Raw genomic sequence first — 18,871 nt, 5'->3', positions numbered from 1 at the left:
GAGCCAAAAGCTAACAGCTTTTAACTGTTAATTATCAATCGTTCCGTAACAATAAATATAGCTTTGTCCTAGTTTTCAAAAAAACACCGCAATGATACGAGATTTTATCAAGTACGTTAAAACAGAAAATCTTTTTCAAAAACAAGATAAACTCTTGGTTGGAGTTAGCGGTGGTGTTGATTCGGTTGTTTTATTAAACATTTTGGTAAAATTAAATTACAATGTGAGCGTTGCACATGTCAATTTTAATTTAAGAGGCAACGATTCGCATCAAGATTACCTTTTTGTCGAAAAAATGGCTAAATCGTTGAGTGTGCCGTTTTTTTTCAAAAACGCAGATACACATCTCTATATGAAGCAGCACAAACTAACTCTGCAAGAAGCCGCAAGAGAAATCAGATACGATTGGTTTAATCAGTTAATTTCCGAAAACAACTTTTTCGCAGTCCTTACAGCTCACCATCTAAACGACCAATTTGAAACGCAAGTCATTAATTTGCTGCGTGGTACGGGTTTTAAAGGACTTAGAGCCATGTTGCCCAAACAAAATAATATTATCCGTCCCTTGTTGTTTGCTACTTCCGAAATGATAAGGCAGTACGCTACCGAAAATAATTTGCCTTGGCGTGAAGATATTTCAAACCAGTCGGATGATTATTTGCGAAACTATATTCGCCATAATGTACTGCCATTGCTGCTTGAAGTGAGTCCCAATCTGTTGGAAATAGCCGAAAAAAACGCTCAAAACTTCAGGGATGCCGAGCTTATTTTAGAAAATCATATAAACCAAGTCAAAAATCAGGTTTTTGTTGAAGAAAACGGAATAACCTACATAGATTTGGACAAAATTAAAAACCTTGAACCTGTAGCAGCATACATGTATTACCTGCTTAAAGATTTCGGGTTTAATAAATCTCAGACCGACGGTATTGTGCAGGATGTAGAAACAACATCGGGAAGATGCTTTAGTTCTGCCACACACACTTTGCTTTGCGATAGAAACAGCATTATTATCAAACCCATTGAAACCAACGAAAAGTTTGTAACCGAAACCTATAACTCAATTGATGAACTTTTAAGCAATAAATCAAAAGTTATTGATTTTAAGCAGATTGCATATTCAGAAATCAAAGATTTGAAAAACAAAAACCAAGCTTTTCTAGATATCAGCAAAATAAAATTCCCTGTAACCATAAGGCATTGGCAACAAGGAGATAAATTTATTCCATTCGGAAGTAAAAACTTTAAAAAACTCAGCGATTTTTTTATCGACAATAAACTCTCACTTTTCGAAAAAGAAGAAATTTTACTACTCACTTCTGGCGACGATATTGCTTGGATTATCGGCATGCGTACAGATGAGAGATACAGGGTTACACACGAGACTGAGAAGGTACTGCAATGTTCGGTGGTTAGTGATTAGTGGTTGGTGATTGGTGGTACGTGGTGCGGGTTGCGGGTTGCGTGGTACGCGGTGGCTTTTAGCTTTTAGCCGTTAGCCTTTAGCCTTTAGCCTTTGGCTTTTAGCTAGTCCCCGCTAACAGCTAACAGCCAACAGCTAATAGCTAACGGCTACTTCTAATTTCTAATTTCTACCTTCTACCTTTAGCATTGCCATTTTGGGAATTAAAAAAATAAATACCCAACAATCAAATAATATCTTCAAAATTACGTTTAATAGCTATAAATTAATCTATAAGACAAATAAATGACTAAAATAGGTTTGTTTACTGCATTATTAAAGCAAAAATGCTACTTTTGCCGACAATTGTTTTTAATTAAGTAACAGACTTTTAGTTTTATAAAAATTGAAGGATAATTAAATGTACGATTTTATTGAGGGAGATATAGATAATGTTGCGCCAACAGTTGCGGTTATTAATAATAACGGTATAGGCTATTTAATTAATATATCTTTAAATACATATACACAAGTAAAAGACCTGAAACGATGCCGATTGTACATACATCAGGTTGTTAGGGAGGATTTAATATCGCTATTCGGTTTTTTTGAGAAAGCGGAAAGAGAAGTTTTTCAGAATTTAATTTCAGTATCCGGAATTGGACCCAATACTGCACGTGTTGTGCTTTCGTCATTAACAGCGCAGGAAGTTGTTGAAGCTGTAGCCAACGAAGACGTAGCCAGATTTCAATCGGTGAAGGGGATAGGAGCAAAAACCGCATCGAGAATTATTATAGATTTGAAGGGCAAAATCGACAGAGGCAGTATTGCTACTACCTTAATGGGCGGAATTGCGGTTACACAAAATAAAAATGAAGCTCTTTCGGCTTTGGTTATGCTCGGTTTTAATAAACAAACAGCAGAAAAAGCACTTAATAAAGTTATAAAGGACAATAATAACGAAGAATTGCCCGTTGATAGACTTGTTAAATTAACTCTTCAAATATTGTAAATGCTGTTGAATTAAAATTAATAAGAAAAATTTGCCAAGATTTTGAATAAATACAAATACTCTATAATACAAATCATACTGTTAACTATACTGTTAACTCAAGTCTTCGGAAGCACAATTCCTGATAGAGATTCGGAAGTTTTGGCGTCGGGCGATGTTGTTAACGACTTTTCTCAAATAAAATCTCATCCTGCCGATACCAATAGGGGAGATAACGTTGTTAATCCTTACGAACCGCCAAAAACCGAAGGTGTTGATTTAAAAGAGCCATCGAATATAAGAACCGAAGTTGAGTACGACCCCGAAAACAACGAGTATTCGGTAAGCAAAAAAATGGGCAATATAAATTATCAGCGTCCTTTGTTGTACAGCTTTGAAGAGTACCAAAACTTAGATTCCAAAAACATGGTCGACAAATTTTGGAGAGAAAAAGCTAACAGAGGCGTTGCAGCTTCTAAGAGTGGTAGTGGATTGTTTCCGCAACTGCACATAAACAGCGATGTTTTTAATCAGGTTTTTGGAGGCTCAACAATAGATATTCGTCCGCAAGGTAGTGTTGAACTACTGTTTGGAATCAAGTCCGACAAGCAAAACGACTACAGCATTACCCCACGACTCAGACGAAATACCAATTTTGATTTTGATATGAAAATTCAGATGAATGTTTTGGCTAAAATAGGCGAAAACATTCAGTTTGATGCTAATTACAACACTGAAGCAACCTTCGATTTCGAAGATAAAATAAAACTTAAGTATGAGGGTAAGGAAGATGATATAGTTCAACTTATAGAAGCCGGACACGTTAGTTTGCCTTTAAATTCAACACTTATCACAGGTAGCCAATCTCTTTTCGGTCTGAAGTCGCAATTGAAGTTCGGTAAGGCTACGCTGACTTCGGTGTTTTCAAATCAAGAAAGCGAGGTGCAAAATATAACTGTTCAGGGTGGAGGTCAGAAGCAGCAATTTTCTATAGAATCGTTAGATTACGAAGAAAACAAACACTTCTTTATAGCTCAATATTTTAGAGACCACTACGAGGAAGCATTGGCTCAGTTGCCTGTAATTACTACTAATATAAACATTACAAAAATAGAAGTTTGGGTTACAAACATAGGAGCTGCCGTTACCGAAAACAGGAATATTATTGCATTTCAGGACTTAGGTGAATACAATCCGTACAGAAGCGATATTTTACCTATTGCAGGGCAGCATTATCCGTCCAATTTGTCCAACAACATGCTTATGCAGTTGGATACATCAAGGTTGCGCGATAATAACTACGTAGGACAGTATTTGAATGCCGAAAAAGGTTATACTCCCGGAGTAGATTTTGAAAAAGTTGAAAGTGCAAGAAAACTTAGTCCTAACGAATTTACTTTCAATAGCAAGTTAGGCTTTATTTCTCTAAACGCAGCTTTAAATCCCGACCAAACGCTTGCAGTTGCTTTCCAGTACACAATTTTGGGTAGCGATAGGGTATACCAAGTTGGTGAATTTTCCGACCAAGGTATTTCAACTCAAAATAGCCTTATTGTCAAATTACTTAGGAGTACGGCAATAAATACAAAAATTCCTTTATGGAATTTGATGATGAAAAACGTGTATAACCTCAGGGCATACAACGTTAACCGAGAAGATTTTTATTTAAATATTTTATATATAGGAAACGATAATGCTGTTCCTACAGGCTTTTTCGCCGACGGTCCAGAAAACCTTAAAGGTATTCCCATCATTCGCTTGTTGGGATTAGATCGTTTAGACCAGCAAAACAATCCACAACCCGATGGTATTTTCGACTTTATGGACAATGCTGCTGTCGGCGGTGGAACAATACAGTCGTCGAACGGACGTATTTATTTTCCGGTACTCGAACCTTTTGGAAGCAGTCTAAGGGCTAAGATTGCTGACCAAAATGTTGCCAACCGCTACTGTTTCGACTCATTGTACACTCTTACCAAAACCAAAGCTCAGCAATATCCCGACAAAAATAAATTCCTGATAGAAGGAGAATACAAATCGCAGTCGGGTTCTGACATACCGCTCAATGCCAGCAATGTTCCGCAAGGTTCGGTAAGAGTTACGGCAGGTGGTGTGCCATTGGTCGAAGGTGTCGATTTTACAGTCGATTACATGATGGGAACGGTTAAAATTATTAACGAAGGAATTTTAAATTCAGGAACTCCTATCAATATCAAGTTGGAGAACAATTCCTTGTTCACAGTTCTGCAACAAACTATGGTTGGTACGCATTTGGATTACCGTGTAAACAAAGACCTATTGTTAGGAGCTACAATACTTAACCTATCGGAAAGACCGATTACCACAAAGACAAATTACGGCGACGAACCTATATCCAACACCATATGGGGTGGTAGTCTTAATTACACCAGAAACTCGGGGCTTATCACAAAAATCATAGATAAACTTCCATTTTACAATACAAATGTCGAATCAAGAGTTAGAATAGATGCCGAATTTGCCCATTTCATTCCAGGGCATTCGAGAGCTGTCGGCAAAAAAGGTACTGCCTACATCGACGACTTTGAAGGAGTTAAATATCCTATACATCTTGCTACTTCGGCTATTGCATGGAGTTTAGCCAGCACGCCTCAAGGACAAACCAAGCAGGGATTTTTCCCCGAAGCCGCACCAAATACAGGATTAGAGTACGGTTTTAACAGAGCAAAATTATCGTGGTTTATAATCGACCAAAATATTTTTTATTCTGAAAGCGGTAACCGACGACCACCCAATATTTCTAAAAACGAACTTTCAAGGAACTCAGTCAGGCGTATTTCTCAAAATGAGTTGTTTCCTAACAGACAAAATGAAACCGGATTTCCTCTAAATTTGCAAGTTTTCAATTTGGCATATTTTCCAAGCCTCAGAGGACCTTACAACTACGATGTCATTGGCGGAGCCTATTCGTCGGGAATAAACGACAAGGGCGAGCTTCTTGACCCGGGTTCACGTTGGGCAGGAATTATGCGTAAAATGGAAACCTCCGATTTTGAAGCATCTAACGTAGAATATATTACGTTTTGGCTCATGGATCCGTTTACCGAAGATGAAACCTTACAAGGAGGCGAGTTGTACTTCAACTTAGGCGATATTTCCGAAGACTTGTTACGAGACGGACGAAAATCATTTGAGCAAGGCTTACCTATCAACGAAAACGTTATCGATGTTGATACCACAATTTGGGGTAGGGTTCCGTCAAAGCAAGCAATAATAAACGGATTTAGCAACGAACCCGGTAGTAGAGAATTTCAGGACGTAGGATACGACGGACTTCGCAACGAAGATGAAAGGGCTTTCTTTAACGAAACATTTTTAAAAAAAATAGCTCAAAGGTTTGGCGAAACTTCCGAAGCATACGTAAAAGCCTATGAAGACCCGTCCAGCGATGACTTCTCATCGTATGTGGGTGCCGAAAAAGATAACGATCCATTCTATAGTAGCGTTATAAACAGATATTTGGATTTTAACGGACCATCAGGAAACTCTCCGGAAATTGAAGACAACAACGCAATTGCAGTTACCGGACAAAGGCATCCCAATATGGAAGATATCAACGGCGATAATACGCTTAACGACCAGGAAAGGTATTTCCAATATATGGTTAAAATCAGACCCGAAAATATGCAAGTCGGACAAAATTATATTACCGATATGTTCGAGTCGACTGTTGAGAAACTTCCTAACGGCAAGCCTGGAGGTGTTAAGTGGTATCAGTTTAAAATACCGGTACAAAACCCCGACGAAGTTGTTGGAGGCATACAGGATTTTAAATCCATAAGATTTATGCGTATTTTCTTAAAAAACTTCGAAAGTCCTATTGTTTTGCGTTTTGCAACTTTGGAATTAGAGCGTGGCGAATGGCGCAGTTATTATTCAAGTCTTTTAACACCGGGCGAATACATTCCCGATCCTAATCAAAATCAAACCAAATTCGATATCTCTACTCTTAGCATTGAAGAAAACAGTAACAGAAAGAATGTTATTTATGTTGAGCCACCCGGAATAGTCAGAGAAACTAATCAGGCATCAACACACTATCAACTAAAAGATGAGCAAAGTATGGTGCTTAAAGTTACCAATTTGTTAGATGGAGATGCCAGAGGAGCTTATCGTACAACATCTTTCGATTTCCGAAATTACAAACGTCTTAAAATGTTCACCCATGCCGAAAAAGTGCAGGAAAGTGACATTTTAAATGATGGCGATGTTACATTCTTTATTCGTATAGGAACCGATTTTACTCAAAATTACTACGAGTACGAAATTCCTCTTACGATTACTCAATGGAAGAGCATGTGGAGCAGAGACGAAGCCAGTGTCAGAGAAATTTGGCCCCTCGAAAATGAGTTAGACCTCGAACTTGATAAACTTGTAGAGTTAAAAACTAAGCGAAATCTTTCTTTACATGAAAACAACGCAATTGTTAGTGCAGCTACTCCTTACTCATTAAACGACGGCAAAAACAAGATGACTATAGTTGGAGCCCCGAGTTTGAGCGATATTAGAGCCATAATGCTTGGTGTTAGAAATCCAAAGCAAAAAAATACAGGATATTCCGAATCCAACGACGATGGAATGCCGAAGAGTGTGGAAGTTTGGGTCAACGAACTTCGTTTGTATGAGTTTAACGAAAAATCGGGGTGGGCAGCCAACGCTCGTGTTGCAGCCAATTTAGCCGACTTGGGTAACTTAGTTCTTTCGGGAGCTTATAGCACGCCCGGATTTGGAAGCGTTGAACAAGCCATTACCGACCGCCAAAAAGAAGCTCTTACTCAGTTTGATATAGCTTTGAATTTGGATTTAGGAAAATTCTTCCCCGAAAAATCGGGAGTTAGAATACCTGTACACTACGACTACTCGCTTACTCAAAGCAATCCCGAATACAACCCTCTTGACCCCGACGTGCTTTATGGCGAATCTGTGAAAGGATTGGAAAAACACGAGAGAGATTCTATACGAAGCATTACAAACGACGTTACGCAAAGGCAGAATTTAAACTTTATGAACGTCCGCAAAGACCGAATTAGTGCTACACGAAAACCTATGCCGTGAGATATAGAAAACTTCGACCTTTCGTATGCTTATCCTAACATAAAACAGCGCAATGTCGACGTTGAAGTCGATTCAAGAACTACGCACCGTGGAGGATTAGGCTATAATTATATGACAAACTCTCAACCATTAGAGCCGTTTAAAAAAATCATTAAAAGTCCGAGCTTGAAATTATTGCAAGATTTTAATTTATACTATTTGCCACGTTCGTTTTCGTTCCGAACCGATATGAACAGAGACGTTCAAAAGCGTTTGCTGCGTAACAAGAGCCGAGCTCAAATTATTTTAGAACCAAGCTATTCAAAACGTTGGGATTGGAACAGAATGTACAACCTAAATTACGACATAACTCGCTCATTAAAATTAGACTACAGTGCCAATGTCAATGCCTACATTTACGAACCACCCGGATATTACGAAAGAGGAATGGCAGGGTACGAACAATTTAGGGATACAATTTGGAACAGCATTAAAAACTTTGGATTGCCCAACAGATATAATCAAACGGCAAACGTAAATTATGTTCTTCCAATTAGTAAAATTAATTTCTTAAATTGGATTAATGTCAATACCCGTGCTGGCGTAATTTATAGGTGGGAAGCATCGCAACGTTCGTTACAAGACAGATTTGGTAACTCCATAGAAAACTCCAGAGATTTAAGCGTCAATGCCAACGTACGAGTTTCATCATTATTTGAAAAGATTAGTTTCTTAAAGAAAGCAAAAGACTTTAACGACAAGCAATTCCGCGAGTCAATTATGAAAAAATCGCCAATTCCTGCCAGAGAATTGCAAAGGCAGGGCATTGACCCAAAAAGATTGAAGGAGACTGAAACAGCCGAAGATACAACTAAGAAAGAAAAGAAAGATTATTTCCGCATAGTCGGCAATCAGCTGATAGGAGTGCTGTTAGGCGTAAAAGATGTAAGCGGCTCTTATTCGAAATCAAACGGAATAATGCTGCCTGGATTTATGCCGCAGGCAGGAGTATTGGGCAATAGTTGGAAAGGCAACGCACCCGGTTTGCCATTTATTTTCGGTAGTCAGGAAGATATAAGGTACAGGGCTGCTACGGAGGGTTGGTTGTCGCAAGATACACTGTTAAACAATCCGTTTGCTAAGCGAGAAGTTGAAATCATAAACTTTAGGGCAAATATTGAACCATTTAAATTTATGCAAATAACCCTAAGCGGCGATAAAAACTTTTCGCAGAACTATCAATCATCGTTTAAAAATGTTGGCGATGGTGTGTTTAAAAACACTTCGGAAATGAATACCGGAACATATACTTCTAGCTATTTAATTTTACCGACAGCCTTTATGTCGGCAGGAAGTTCAGAAGATGTCGACCCGGTGTTTTCAAAAATGTTGGATAATAGGATAGATGTAGCCAGAAGATTAGCCGAAGGTAATCCTAATTCTGTTGGTACTGTCGATTCTACAGGCTATCCCAAAGGATACGGAGCTACAAGTCCCGAAGTGCTTTTATACTCGTTTATATCGGCATATAAGGGCGAAGACCCCTCAAAGGTAAAACTAAATCCGTTCCCCAAAATACCTATACCCAACTGGCGATTGACGTACAACGCCGGACAAGCTATACCGATTTTGAGAGAATATTTCAGTTCGTTTACAATCAATCACGCTTACAGGTCGGCGTATTCAGTTGGTAGTTTCCGCAACGATGTTAACTTCGATGACAACGGAACAGGTTTCCCATGGGCATTGGACAATGCCGCCAATTTTATTCCCGAAACGCGCATCGATATGGTTTCAATTACCGAACAATTCGGACCGTTTTTAGGAATAGATATAACAATGAAAAACAGCCTATTAGTTCGTTTGGAATATAAAACTTCGAGAAATCTATCGCTTAGCTTTGTTAACAATCAGCTTACCGAAGTTAAAGGCAATGAATTTGTGATAGGCACAGGATATCGTTTCAAAAAAGTACCGTTAACCGTAAGGTCGGTAACTTCGGGTAGTAGAGTTAAAATTGAAAGCGACTTAAATGTTAAAATCGACTTTTCTATAAGAGATAACGTTACGTATATACGCAAAGTAGAAACATCTGAAAACTTGGTAACTTCGGGAGCCTTAAGGTATTCTATCAACTTTTCAGCCGATTATATGCTAAGTCAGAAATTAAATTTAAGGTTTTATTACGACCACATGATAAATCGACCACATTTGGCTGGACAAATCAAGACATCTAACTTTAATGGAGGAGTTTCGCTAAGGTTTACTTTATCTCAATAAATGAAAAAATAAAATAAAAATTATATTAAAAACATCGTTATTTAATTTCTTTAAATTACCTTTGTAAAAAAATTATAACACATATAAAATATAAAACTATGAACATACCTAATAACTTATTATTTAGTAAAGACCACGAATGGCTTAGAATAGAAGGCGATACAGCTTATATTGGAATAACCGATTTTGCTCAACAACAATTGGGCGATATTGTATTCGTTGAAGTTAACGACCTTGGTGATATTGAAGCAGGCGAAGTTTTTGGTACTGTAGAAGCCGTTAAAACCGTATCCGATCTTTTGATGCCAATTTCGGCAACAATAGTTGAATTTAACAGCGCATTGGAAGACAATCCCGAACTTATTAATCAAGACCCATACGGCGAAGGATGGATAATTAAGATTGATAATTTCAACGATGCCGACAAATCTGAATTGCTAAGTGCAGAAGATTATAAAAAACTTATAGAAGCTTAGTTAGCGTTTTTTTAATATATTTTTTAGCAAATATTAAATATTATTAAAAAAAAATTTGTAGTTCTGAAAAAAATTGTATTTTAGCTACGAATTTGATTGGTTGAAATTTTTAATAAAACAAACAAAATTATGCAACAGAAAAAAACAGAAAGAGCCAATTTGGAAAAAAGGAGTTTTTCTTTTTTGGAAATAGGCTTGATAATATCATTAGCATTAGTGCTGTTAGGCTTCGAGTGGAAGACCTATGATAGAGAAGTTGAGACGGATTTTGTTTCGGGACCTGTTCAGGAAATTCCAGAAGAAATGGTTCAAATTACTCAACAAAAGGCTCCACCACCACCGCCAGCTCCGCAAGCACCTTCAGTTGTTCTTAACATAGTTGAGAACACAGCAGTTATTACAGCTGATATCCGTATTGACGCAGAAGCTGACGAATCTTTAGTGATGGATGAGTACATAGCTCCACCACCAGCTCCGGTTACAAAAATTGAAGAAGAGGAAGAAGTTTTTGAACGACAAATATTCTTAGTTGTTGAAGAAGATCCTGAATTTGTCGGCGGAGATGTAGCACGTATGAAGTTCTTAAGCGAAAACATAGTTTATCCGCAAATGGCTAGAGAATCGGGAATACAAGGAACTGTTTATTTAACTTTCGTTATTGAAAGAGACGGCTCGGTTACCGATATTCAAGTACTTCGTGGTATAGGCGGAGGCTGCGACGAAGAAGCTATAAGGGTTGTTAAAAACATGCCTAAATGGAAACCTGGTAAGCAAAGAGGCAAACCTGTAAGGGTACAATTTAGATTACCTATTAAATTCGTACTTACAGGGTGATTTTTCATAATTCAAAACTTTAGGGTTATAAGTGCCTGAATTTTTCAGGCACTTTTTTTTACTAGAATAAGGTAGTTTTGCAATTGAGTGAAATTTTCGGACTAACCAAAATGTTAGAATCGCAAAAGATTGAACGCATATGTTAATTACTTTGTTGATAAAACATTTGCTTAAAAACCAAAAGCACACATTTAATCCTTAATTTTGTTGAGTCAAAATGATGCTAAGGGAATACCGTTAAAATCGGTAGCTGTACCCGCAGCCGTAAGTTACAAATAGGTTTTAAAATAGTATAAGCCACTGGATTTAATTTTTTCTGGGAAGGCGTTTTAAAATGTAACAAGCCGGAAGACCTATCATTTTCGACATGTAATTCGTAGCTTTCGGGAGAAAAGGCTAAGAAGAAAAATTTTTTTCTTAATATTTTTATTCCAAACGCTACCATTAATTGTTTAACTTTTAATTCATAATTTGTTATGGAAATTGATGGTGCAATCAGAACAGTAATTAAGCGAAACGGCAAAAAGGTGCCGTTTTCTATAGAAAAAATCAAAAATGCAATCCGCAAAGCATTTTTATCAGTCGGCTCATTTGCTACCGATGAGGATATGACGAATATTCTTTCACGCCTGCAAATAACAAACGAAATGACTGTTGAAGAAATTCAAAACAACGTGGAAGTGGCTTTGATGGCGGAAAAATATTTTGCAGTAGCAAAATCGTATATGCTGTACAGAAAAGAACATGCAGAAACGCGAGAAATTCGCGATAAAATGAATTTTCTGATGGACTACTGCAATGCTCAAAACGCAGCCACAGGAAGTAAGTTCGATGCTAATGCCAATGTTGAAAACAAAAACATAGCAACACTTATAGGCGAAATCCCTAAAAATAATTTTATCAAACTCAACAGAAAACTGTTAACCGATAGAATTAAAGAAATGTACGGAAAGGAGTTAGCTGATGAGTATATTAAAATGTTAAATGAGCATTTTATATACAAAAACGACGAGACAAGTTTGGCAAATTATTGTGCAAGCATAACAATGTATCCTTGGCTATTGAACGGAACAGTTGGGATAGGAGGCAATTCAACACCGCCAACAAATTTAAAATCGTTTAGCGGAGGTTTCATAAACATGGTGTTTATGGTTTCAAGCATGTTGAGCGGAGCTTGTGCAACTCCCGAGTTTCTAATGTACATGAATTACTTTATAGGATTGGAATACGGTATAGATTATTACAAACGCGTCGATGAGGTTGTAGATTTATCTAAGCGCAGAAGAACATTAGATAAAGTTATTTGCGATTTTTTCGAGCAGATTATTTATTCCATAAATCAACCAACAGGAGCACGCAATTTTCAGGCAGTTTTTTGGAATATTTCTTATTACGATAAGTACTATTTTGAAAGTTTGTTCCGCGACTTTGTTTTTCCCGACGGAAGCAAACCGCACTGGGATTCGCTAAACTGGTTGCAAAAAAGGTTTATAAAATGGTTTAATAAAGAAAGAACCAGATCGGTGCTGACATTTCCGGTCGAGACAATGGCTTTGCTCACAAAAGACGGCGATGTGTTAGACGAAGAATACGGCGATTTCACTGCAGAAATGTACGCAGAAGGGCACTCGTTTTTTACATATATGAGCGATAATGCTGATTCATTATCAAGCTGTTGCAGGTTGCGTAACGAAATTCAGGATAACGGATTTAGCTACACCTTAGGTGCGGGAGGAATTTCAACAGGATCGAAAAGTGTGCTGACTATTAATATCAATCGTTGTGTGCAATATGCAGATAAAGTTGGGATTCCATATTTAGATTTTCTCGAAAAAGTTGTCAATTTAGTACATAAAGTACAAATAGCTTACAACGAAAACCTTATCATGTTTAAGGATAAAAAGATGCTGCCGCTTTTTGATGCCGGCTACATCAATTTGGATAGGCAATATCTTACAATTGGCGTAAACGGAATAGTTGAAGCAGCCGAATTCCAAGGCATACAAATATCAGATAACAGCAACTATCTGAAATTTGTGCAAGACGTATTGGGATTGGTAGAAAGATACAATAAAAAGTACCGTACTTCTAAAACAATGTTCAACTGCGAAATGATACCGGCTGAAAATGTTGGAGTTAAGCATGCAAAATGGGACAGAGAAGACGGTTACTTCGTCCCACGCAGTTGCTACAACAGTTATTTTTATATTGTGGAAGACGAGTCGCTAAATGTTATAGATAAGTTTCGCTTGCATGGTTCAAGGTATATAAAACATCTTACGGGAGGGTCGGCACTTCATATGAATTTGGAAGAACATTTATCGAAAAAGCAATACCGACAATTGCTATGTGTGGCAGCTATTGAAGGATGCAACTATTTTACCTTCAATATTCCAAATACGGTATGCAACGATTGTAACGCTATTGACAAAAGGTATCTTAAAAAGTGTCCAAAGTGCGGTTCCGATAATATTGACTACCTAACTCGCGTGATAGGTTACATGAAACGTATTAGTAATTTCTCGGCAGCGCGTCAGGTTGAGGCTGCACAGAGGTACTACTGCGACAACCAAAAAGTTCAACTTGAGGAAAAAATAGAACAATATGCTTAAGTACACCGATTATGATATAGTTTTTCAGGAAATTCCCGACGAGGTTACATTGGCTATAAATCTTTCGAACTGTCCGCACAAATGCAAAGGATGTCATAGTCCGCAGCTATGGTTAGATATAGGCGAAGTTTTGACCGAAACTGTGATTTTAAATTTGCTGAGTAAGTACGGATATTTGATTACTTGCGTATGTTTTATGGGTGGAGATGCCAATCCGTTTGAAGTTGAGAAGTTATCGGTTTTTATTAAAAAGCAATCTGAATTGTGCATAAAAACAGCTTGGTATTCGGGTTGCGAGAAACTAAACAAAGTTAAAACACAGAATTTCGATTATATAAAATTGGGTTCTTACAAACAAGAACTAGGAGGCTTAAAGTCGTTGCAGACAAACCAAAGACTTTACAAAGTTAAAGATGGCTTAATGCATGATATTACCGAACTTATGCGAAGATAAAAAAAAGGACTATTCTAAATTTGATAGTCCCTTTTGTTAGTTTAACATCTACTACAAGCCTTAAAACCTGTACGACACACCCAATTCAAGCCAGTTGTTGTCGAAATGAGCACGTAGGTGAGCACCAAAATTGTTGGTGAAAAAATACCTGCCGCCCACGGTAAATTGCCAATGCAAATCACTGTCTGAATCGACGGGTATAAATAAACCAAAGCCGGTAAAAGCATCAAAATTTTTGGTAAAATTGTAATGTACCAATGGTTTTAAGTTAAAGCCGCCAAAACCTTTTGTAGAATTAAAATATTTGAAAGTACCGTAATAAAATCCCAATTCACCACCAATAGAAAACCCACTTTTGTTGAAAAAGACGTACTCAAATGCGAGGTCAAAAGGGTATAAACTGTAGATGTCTGACGATTCAAGCGGTATCATAAAACCAAATCTTGCACATTTGTTGTAATTGCTTTGTGCAAAAGCCGAAGCTCCTAACGTAATAATAATTAATACTGTTAATAGTGTTTTTTTCATTGTTTTATTTTTTAAAGTTATTTATAAAGTTAAAATTTTTATCAATTAAAATTATTTGCTATTTGTAGGTTTACCTAACTTTGGGTCAGCAATAGATTCTCTCATTTTTGTATCGGCTTGTATATTCTGGAATTTATAATAATCCATAATGCCTAAATTTCCGTTTCTGAATGCGTCGGCTATAGCTTTAGGTATCTCAGCTTCGGCTTCAATAACTTTTGCTCTAGCTTCTTGTGCTTTAGCTCTCATTTCTTGTTCGGAAGCAACAGCCATAGCTCTTCTTTCTTCGGCTCTGGCTTGTGCAATATTTTTATCGGCATTAGCCTGATCCATTTGCAATATAGCTCCAATGTTTTTACCAACATCTATATCGGCTATATCAATAGAAAGTATTTCGAAAGCAGTACCTGAGTCGAGACCTTTAGCCAAAACAACTTTAGAAATAGAGTCGGGATTAGCCAACACTTCGCCGTGATTTTTTGTGCTACCTATAGAAGACACAATACCTTCGCCAACTCTTGCCAAAACAGTTTCTTCGCCGGCACCACCAACAAGTTGTTTTATATTGGCTCTGACGGTAACTCTGGCTTTTGCAATAAGTTGAATACCATTGCGAGCAACTGCAGCAACAGGTGGAGTATCAATAACTTTGGGGTTAACCGACATTTGAACGGCTTCAAAAACGTCGCGTCCGGCTAAGTCTATAGCTGTTGCCGATTTAAAATCCAAAGGTATATTTGCCTTATCGGCAGAAATCAGTGCATTTACAACCGATTTTACTCTTCCGCCTGCTAAGTAGTAAGCTTCCAATTCGTCGCGTGTAAGTTTTAATCCGGCTTTTGTAGCGTTAATCATTGCAGTTACAATAACCGATGGCGGCACTTTACGCCAACGCATAAATATCAATTGAAGTAAAGAAATTCTGACACCCGAAAGTAGTGCTGTAAACCACAGTCCTACGGGTACAAAGTAAAAAATAATCCACAAGCCAACTATACAGGCTATGGCAATAATGGCAATTGTTAGAAGTTCCATATTAGTTTAATTTTTAAGTGTTACGTATATTTTATTATCTTCTTTGTTAATTACTTTAATTTCTGAGTCTTGATCAATAAATTCGTTGTAGGTGTGCACTTCGCAAATTTTGTCGTTTATAAGTGCTTTTCCCGAAGGAGCTAAACGTGATATAGCCACGCCTTCGTCATCAACATTGATATCGTCAAGTTCGTTTTCGTTAACCTTTCCATCAAGCGATGTTTTTAAAGCCACCTTTTTCCAGTTGCCGAATCTGTACGTGAGATAGGCAAACACGCCCAACAGAACCAAGGTGCTTATCAACATTATTGTTCCGTTAGTACTTCCCAATACTGAGTACGATTTCCATATAGCATATATTATTAAAATAGTTCCTGCTATGCCTGCAACAGTTGTGCCTGGAAGTACAAATATCTCAAGCATCAGGAGCAATATTCCCAGTATAATTAGAGAGATTACAATTAGTAGCCACGACATATGTTATATGTTTTATGAGGTTATTTAATCTTAATATTATATTTTTGAGGAGGTTTGGGCGTAGCTGTACCCGTTCCCGTGTTCGGTGTACTTGTGGGTTGAGTGCTGCTTCCTGTGTAGTATTTCATAGCTTCGGGCAAAAATTTTTGAATTTCACTAATTCTTTTAGCATCGCTAGGGTGTGTACTCAAAAATTCAGGAGGTTTTGTACCTGTACTGCTGTTAGCCATTTTAGTCCAAAACGAAACAGCTCTTTGGGGGTTGTATCCAGCCATAGCCATAAAAATAAGTCCGAGTTTGTCGGCTTCATATTCTTGCTTACGCGAGTAAGCCATTGCACCCAACTGACTGCCAATACCATAAAGCGACAAAAATATATTTTGAGTTTGTTGAGGTTTTTGTTGCATAGCAGTAGCCAATGTCATACCGCCCAACTGAATAGCCAACTGTTGGCTCATTCTTTCGTTGCTGTGGCGCGCAACAGCGTGTGCTACTTCGTGTCCGATAACGACAGCTAAGCCGGCTGCATCTTCGGTAATAGGCAAAATTCCGGTATAAACCACAATTTTTCCACCCGGCATGCACCAAGCATTTATTTCGTTGCTTTGTACGGTATTAAATTCCCAATTATAACCTTCAATTAAATGCGATAAATTGTTAAGATTCATGTACTGTGTAACGGCACGACTTATATTTTGCCCAACCGTTGAAACTTCAATAGATTGTACAGTTGGAGGATTTATTGCAGGATTTGAGCTCAAAAAAGATGCGTATCCTTCTGCTCCCAACTGTATCATTTGGCTATTGGGAACAACATTAAATTGTTTTCTTCCCGTAATGGGAACAGTTGAGCAGCTATATAACAGCATCGATATGAACAGTAAAACTATTAGTTTCGAATTGTGTTTGATTATTGTTTTCATTATGATAGAACTGATTTTAAACCTTTTATTATAAGTTGTTTATTCATGCGTGCCAAAACTTCTTTTTCTCCTTTTTTTACTATACATTTTCCTTTTATATGCGTTATTATTGCGCACTGTGAGGCTTGTTCGTGAGTGTGATTACAAATTGTCATCAGACAATCTATAACGTAGTCGAACGTGTTAATATTATCATTATACAAAGTAATTTTATACTCGTTACCCGTGTCATCGTCAATGTCCTGTTTTGGGACTCTTTTTACATTATGGTCAGGCATAATTACGCACAAAAATAATTATATAATATCCTGTTGCAAAGTTAAGATAATTTCGTTACTCATATAATAAATAGCAAATTTTTAAAATATATTTAGAGCAAAAATCGTTTTATATGAAACTATTTGTATAAAATTAAGAACAGTTTTGTTTAAAAATCATTACTTTTACAAAATCAAACAAAAATATAATGACAAAAATATTAGTAATAGACGATGAGGCTCCTATAAGAAATGCTTTGCGCGATATATTGGAGTACGAGAACTACGAAGTTGAGGAAGCAAGTGAAGGGCTTATGGCAATTAGTATGGTTGAGAAAGAGCATTTCGACGTTATTTTGTGCGATATAAAAATGCCGCAAATTGACGGAATGGAAGTCTTGGAAAAACTGTTGAAAATCACCGATTCACCAATTATAATGATTTCCGGACACGGGACTATAGAAACCGCTATGGATGCTATTCACATAGGTGCTTACGATTTTATTCCAAAGCCTTTAGATTTGAACAGATTGCTTGTATCGCTACGAAATGCGTTGGATAGGACTAATTTGGTTAACGAAACTAAGGTGCTTAAGCGCAAGGTGAATAAGCAATACGAGATGATAGGCGAATCGGAGTCTATAAAAGAAATAAAAGATATGATTGAGCGTGTGGCTCCAACCGACGCTCGTGTGCTTATTACCGGAGCCAGCGGTACAGGTAAGGAGCTTGTCGCCAGATGGTTGCACGAAAAAAGCAACAGAGCCGATGAGCCTTTTGTTGAGGTTAACTGTGCTGCTATTCCTTCGGAACTTATTGAAAGTGTTTTATTCGGACATGAAAAAGGAGCTTTTACTTCGGCTGTAAAGCAGCGAAAAGGCGATTTTGAACAAGCTCATAAAGGAACTATTTTTTTAGATGAAATCGGAGATATGAGCTTGTCGGCTCAGGCTAAAGTTTTAAGAGCTTTGCAAGAAAATAAAATTACCAGAGTGGGAGGCGAGAAGGAAATACCTGTTGATGTTAGAGTTATTGCGGCTACCAATAAAAATTTATTGAAAGAAGTTGAAGAAAATCGCTTTCGCGAAGACTTATATCATCGTATAAGTGTTATTTTGATACATGTCCCGACTCTTAACGAGCGCGAAGATGATATTCCGCTTTTGGTTGCCCACTTTTTAGAAACTATTGCCGAAAGTCAGGGTAGAAATGTACCCAAGATAACTGATGAAGCCGTGCAAGCTCTCCAAAAACTGCATTACAACGGAAATATCAGAGAATTGCGAAACATTGTAGAGCGTTTATCTATAATGGCAGGCAATACGATAACACTTCAAGATGTTGAAAAATACGCACAACCGTTCAAACGGTGATTGGTGGTTGGTGAATGGTGAATGGTGAATGGTGAATGGTGAATGATGGTTGGTGATTGGTGTTGCGGGTTACGGGTTTTAGAAGTTAGAAATCAGAAATTAAAAATTAGAAATTAGAAATAGTGGTTATTAATAGTGAATTCCCCATTTCTACCT

General features: G+C 37.5%; 12 protein-coding genes, 1 pseudogene and 1 riboswitch. Of the genes and pseudogenes, 8 read left to right on the top strand and 5 right to left on the bottom strand.

Annotated elements, in window-relative coordinates:
- The first annotated feature begins 91 nt into the window (after positions 1–91).
- From tilS to nrdG, 7 genes and pseudogenes are all read left to right on the top strand, one after another.
- Positions 92–1,423 (top strand): tRNA lysidine(34) synthetase TilS, encoded by a 1,332-nt coding sequence (gene tilS, locus PHP31_01150; protein MDD3737887.1) that lies wholly within the window; start codon positions 92–94, stop codon positions 1,421–1,423.
- Positions 1,424–1,823: 400 nt separating this feature from the next.
- Positions 1,824–2,414 (top strand): Holliday junction branch migration protein RuvA, encoded by a 591-nt coding sequence (ruvA, locus tag PHP31_01145; protein MDD3737886.1) that lies wholly within the window; start codon positions 1,824–1,826, stop codon positions 2,412–2,414.
- A 141-nt stretch (positions 2,415–2,555) separates the two neighbouring features.
- Positions 2,556–9,746, top strand: a pseudogene (gene sprA, locus PHP31_01140) (cell surface protein SprA).
- Between the two features lie 98 nt (positions 9,747–9,844).
- Positions 9,845–10,222: a glycine cleavage system protein GcvH gene (gcvH, locus tag PHP31_01135; GenBank protein ID MDD3737885.1), complete on the top strand. Its 378-nt coding sequence runs from the start codon at positions 9,845–9,847 to the stop codon at positions 10,220–10,222.
- 129 nt (positions 10,223–10,351) lie between these two features.
- Positions 10,352–11,056 (top strand): energy transducer TonB, encoded by a 705-nt coding sequence (locus PHP31_01130; GenBank protein MDD3737884.1) that lies wholly within the window; start codon positions 10,352–10,354, stop codon positions 11,054–11,056.
- A 191-nt stretch (positions 11,057–11,247) separates the two neighbouring features.
- Positions 11,248–11,432: riboswitch (cobalamin riboswitch) on the top strand.
- A gap of 100 nt (positions 11,433–11,532) precedes the next feature.
- On the top strand, positions 11,533–13,668 hold the full coding sequence (gene nrdD, locus PHP31_01125) for an anaerobic ribonucleoside-triphosphate reductase (GenBank protein ID MDD3737883.1): 2,136 nt from the start codon (positions 11,533–11,535) through the stop codon (positions 13,666–13,668).
- Positions 13,661–14,122, top strand: a complete 462-nt coding sequence (gene nrdG, locus PHP31_01120) for an anaerobic ribonucleoside-triphosphate reductase activating protein (GenBank protein MDD3737882.1) — start codon at positions 13,661–13,663, stop codon at positions 14,120–14,122. The genes nrdD and nrdG overlap by 8 nt, the downstream gene beginning before the upstream one ends.
- Positions 14,123–14,182: 60 nt before the next feature.
- Here the strand turns inward: nrdG and PHP31_01115 are convergent, their stop codons facing one another.
- From PHP31_01115 to PHP31_01095, 5 genes are read right to left on the bottom strand one after another with little or no spacing between them, the layout of a single operon-like run.
- Entirely contained in the window at positions 14,183–14,650 is a 468-nt protein-coding gene (locus tag PHP31_01115; GenBank protein MDD3737881.1) for a hypothetical protein, read from the bottom strand.
- 51 nt (positions 14,651–14,701) lie between these two features.
- Positions 14,702–15,685: a flotillin-like protein FloA gene (floA, locus tag PHP31_01110; protein ID MDD3737880.1), complete on the bottom strand. Its 984-nt coding sequence runs from the start codon at positions 15,683–15,685 to the stop codon at positions 14,702–14,704.
- Positions 15,686–15,691: 6 nt separating this feature from the next.
- Positions 15,692–16,162 (bottom strand): hypothetical protein, encoded by a 471-nt coding sequence (locus PHP31_01105; protein MDD3737879.1) that lies wholly within the window; start codon positions 16,160–16,162, stop codon positions 15,692–15,694.
- A 20-nt stretch (positions 16,163–16,182) separates the two neighbouring features.
- Positions 16,183–17,085 (bottom strand): M48 family metallopeptidase, encoded by a 903-nt coding sequence (locus PHP31_01100; protein ID MDD3737878.1) that lies wholly within the window; start codon positions 17,083–17,085, stop codon positions 16,183–16,185.
- Entirely contained in the window at positions 17,085–17,363 is a 279-nt protein-coding gene (locus PHP31_01095; GenBank protein ID MDD3737877.1) for an ATP-dependent Clp protease adaptor ClpS, read from the bottom strand. The genes PHP31_01100 and PHP31_01095 overlap by 1 nt, the downstream gene beginning before the upstream one ends.
- A gap of 188 nt (positions 17,364–17,551) precedes the next feature.
- On the opposite strand from PHP31_01095, the gene PHP31_01090 reads away from it, so the two are divergent.
- Entirely contained in the window at positions 17,552–18,715 is a 1,164-nt protein-coding gene (locus PHP31_01090) for a sigma-54 dependent transcriptional regulator (GenBank protein MDD3737876.1), read from the top strand.
- Positions 18,716–18,871: the final 156 nt, after the last annotated feature.

Source organism: Lentimicrobiaceae bacterium (assembly GCA_028697555.1).
GTDB lineage: Bacteria > Bacteroidota > Bacteroidia > Bacteroidales > UBA4417 > UBA4417.
Note: the sequence above shows the minus strand (reverse complement) of the source record. Positions and strands in the feature narration are given on the sequence as shown.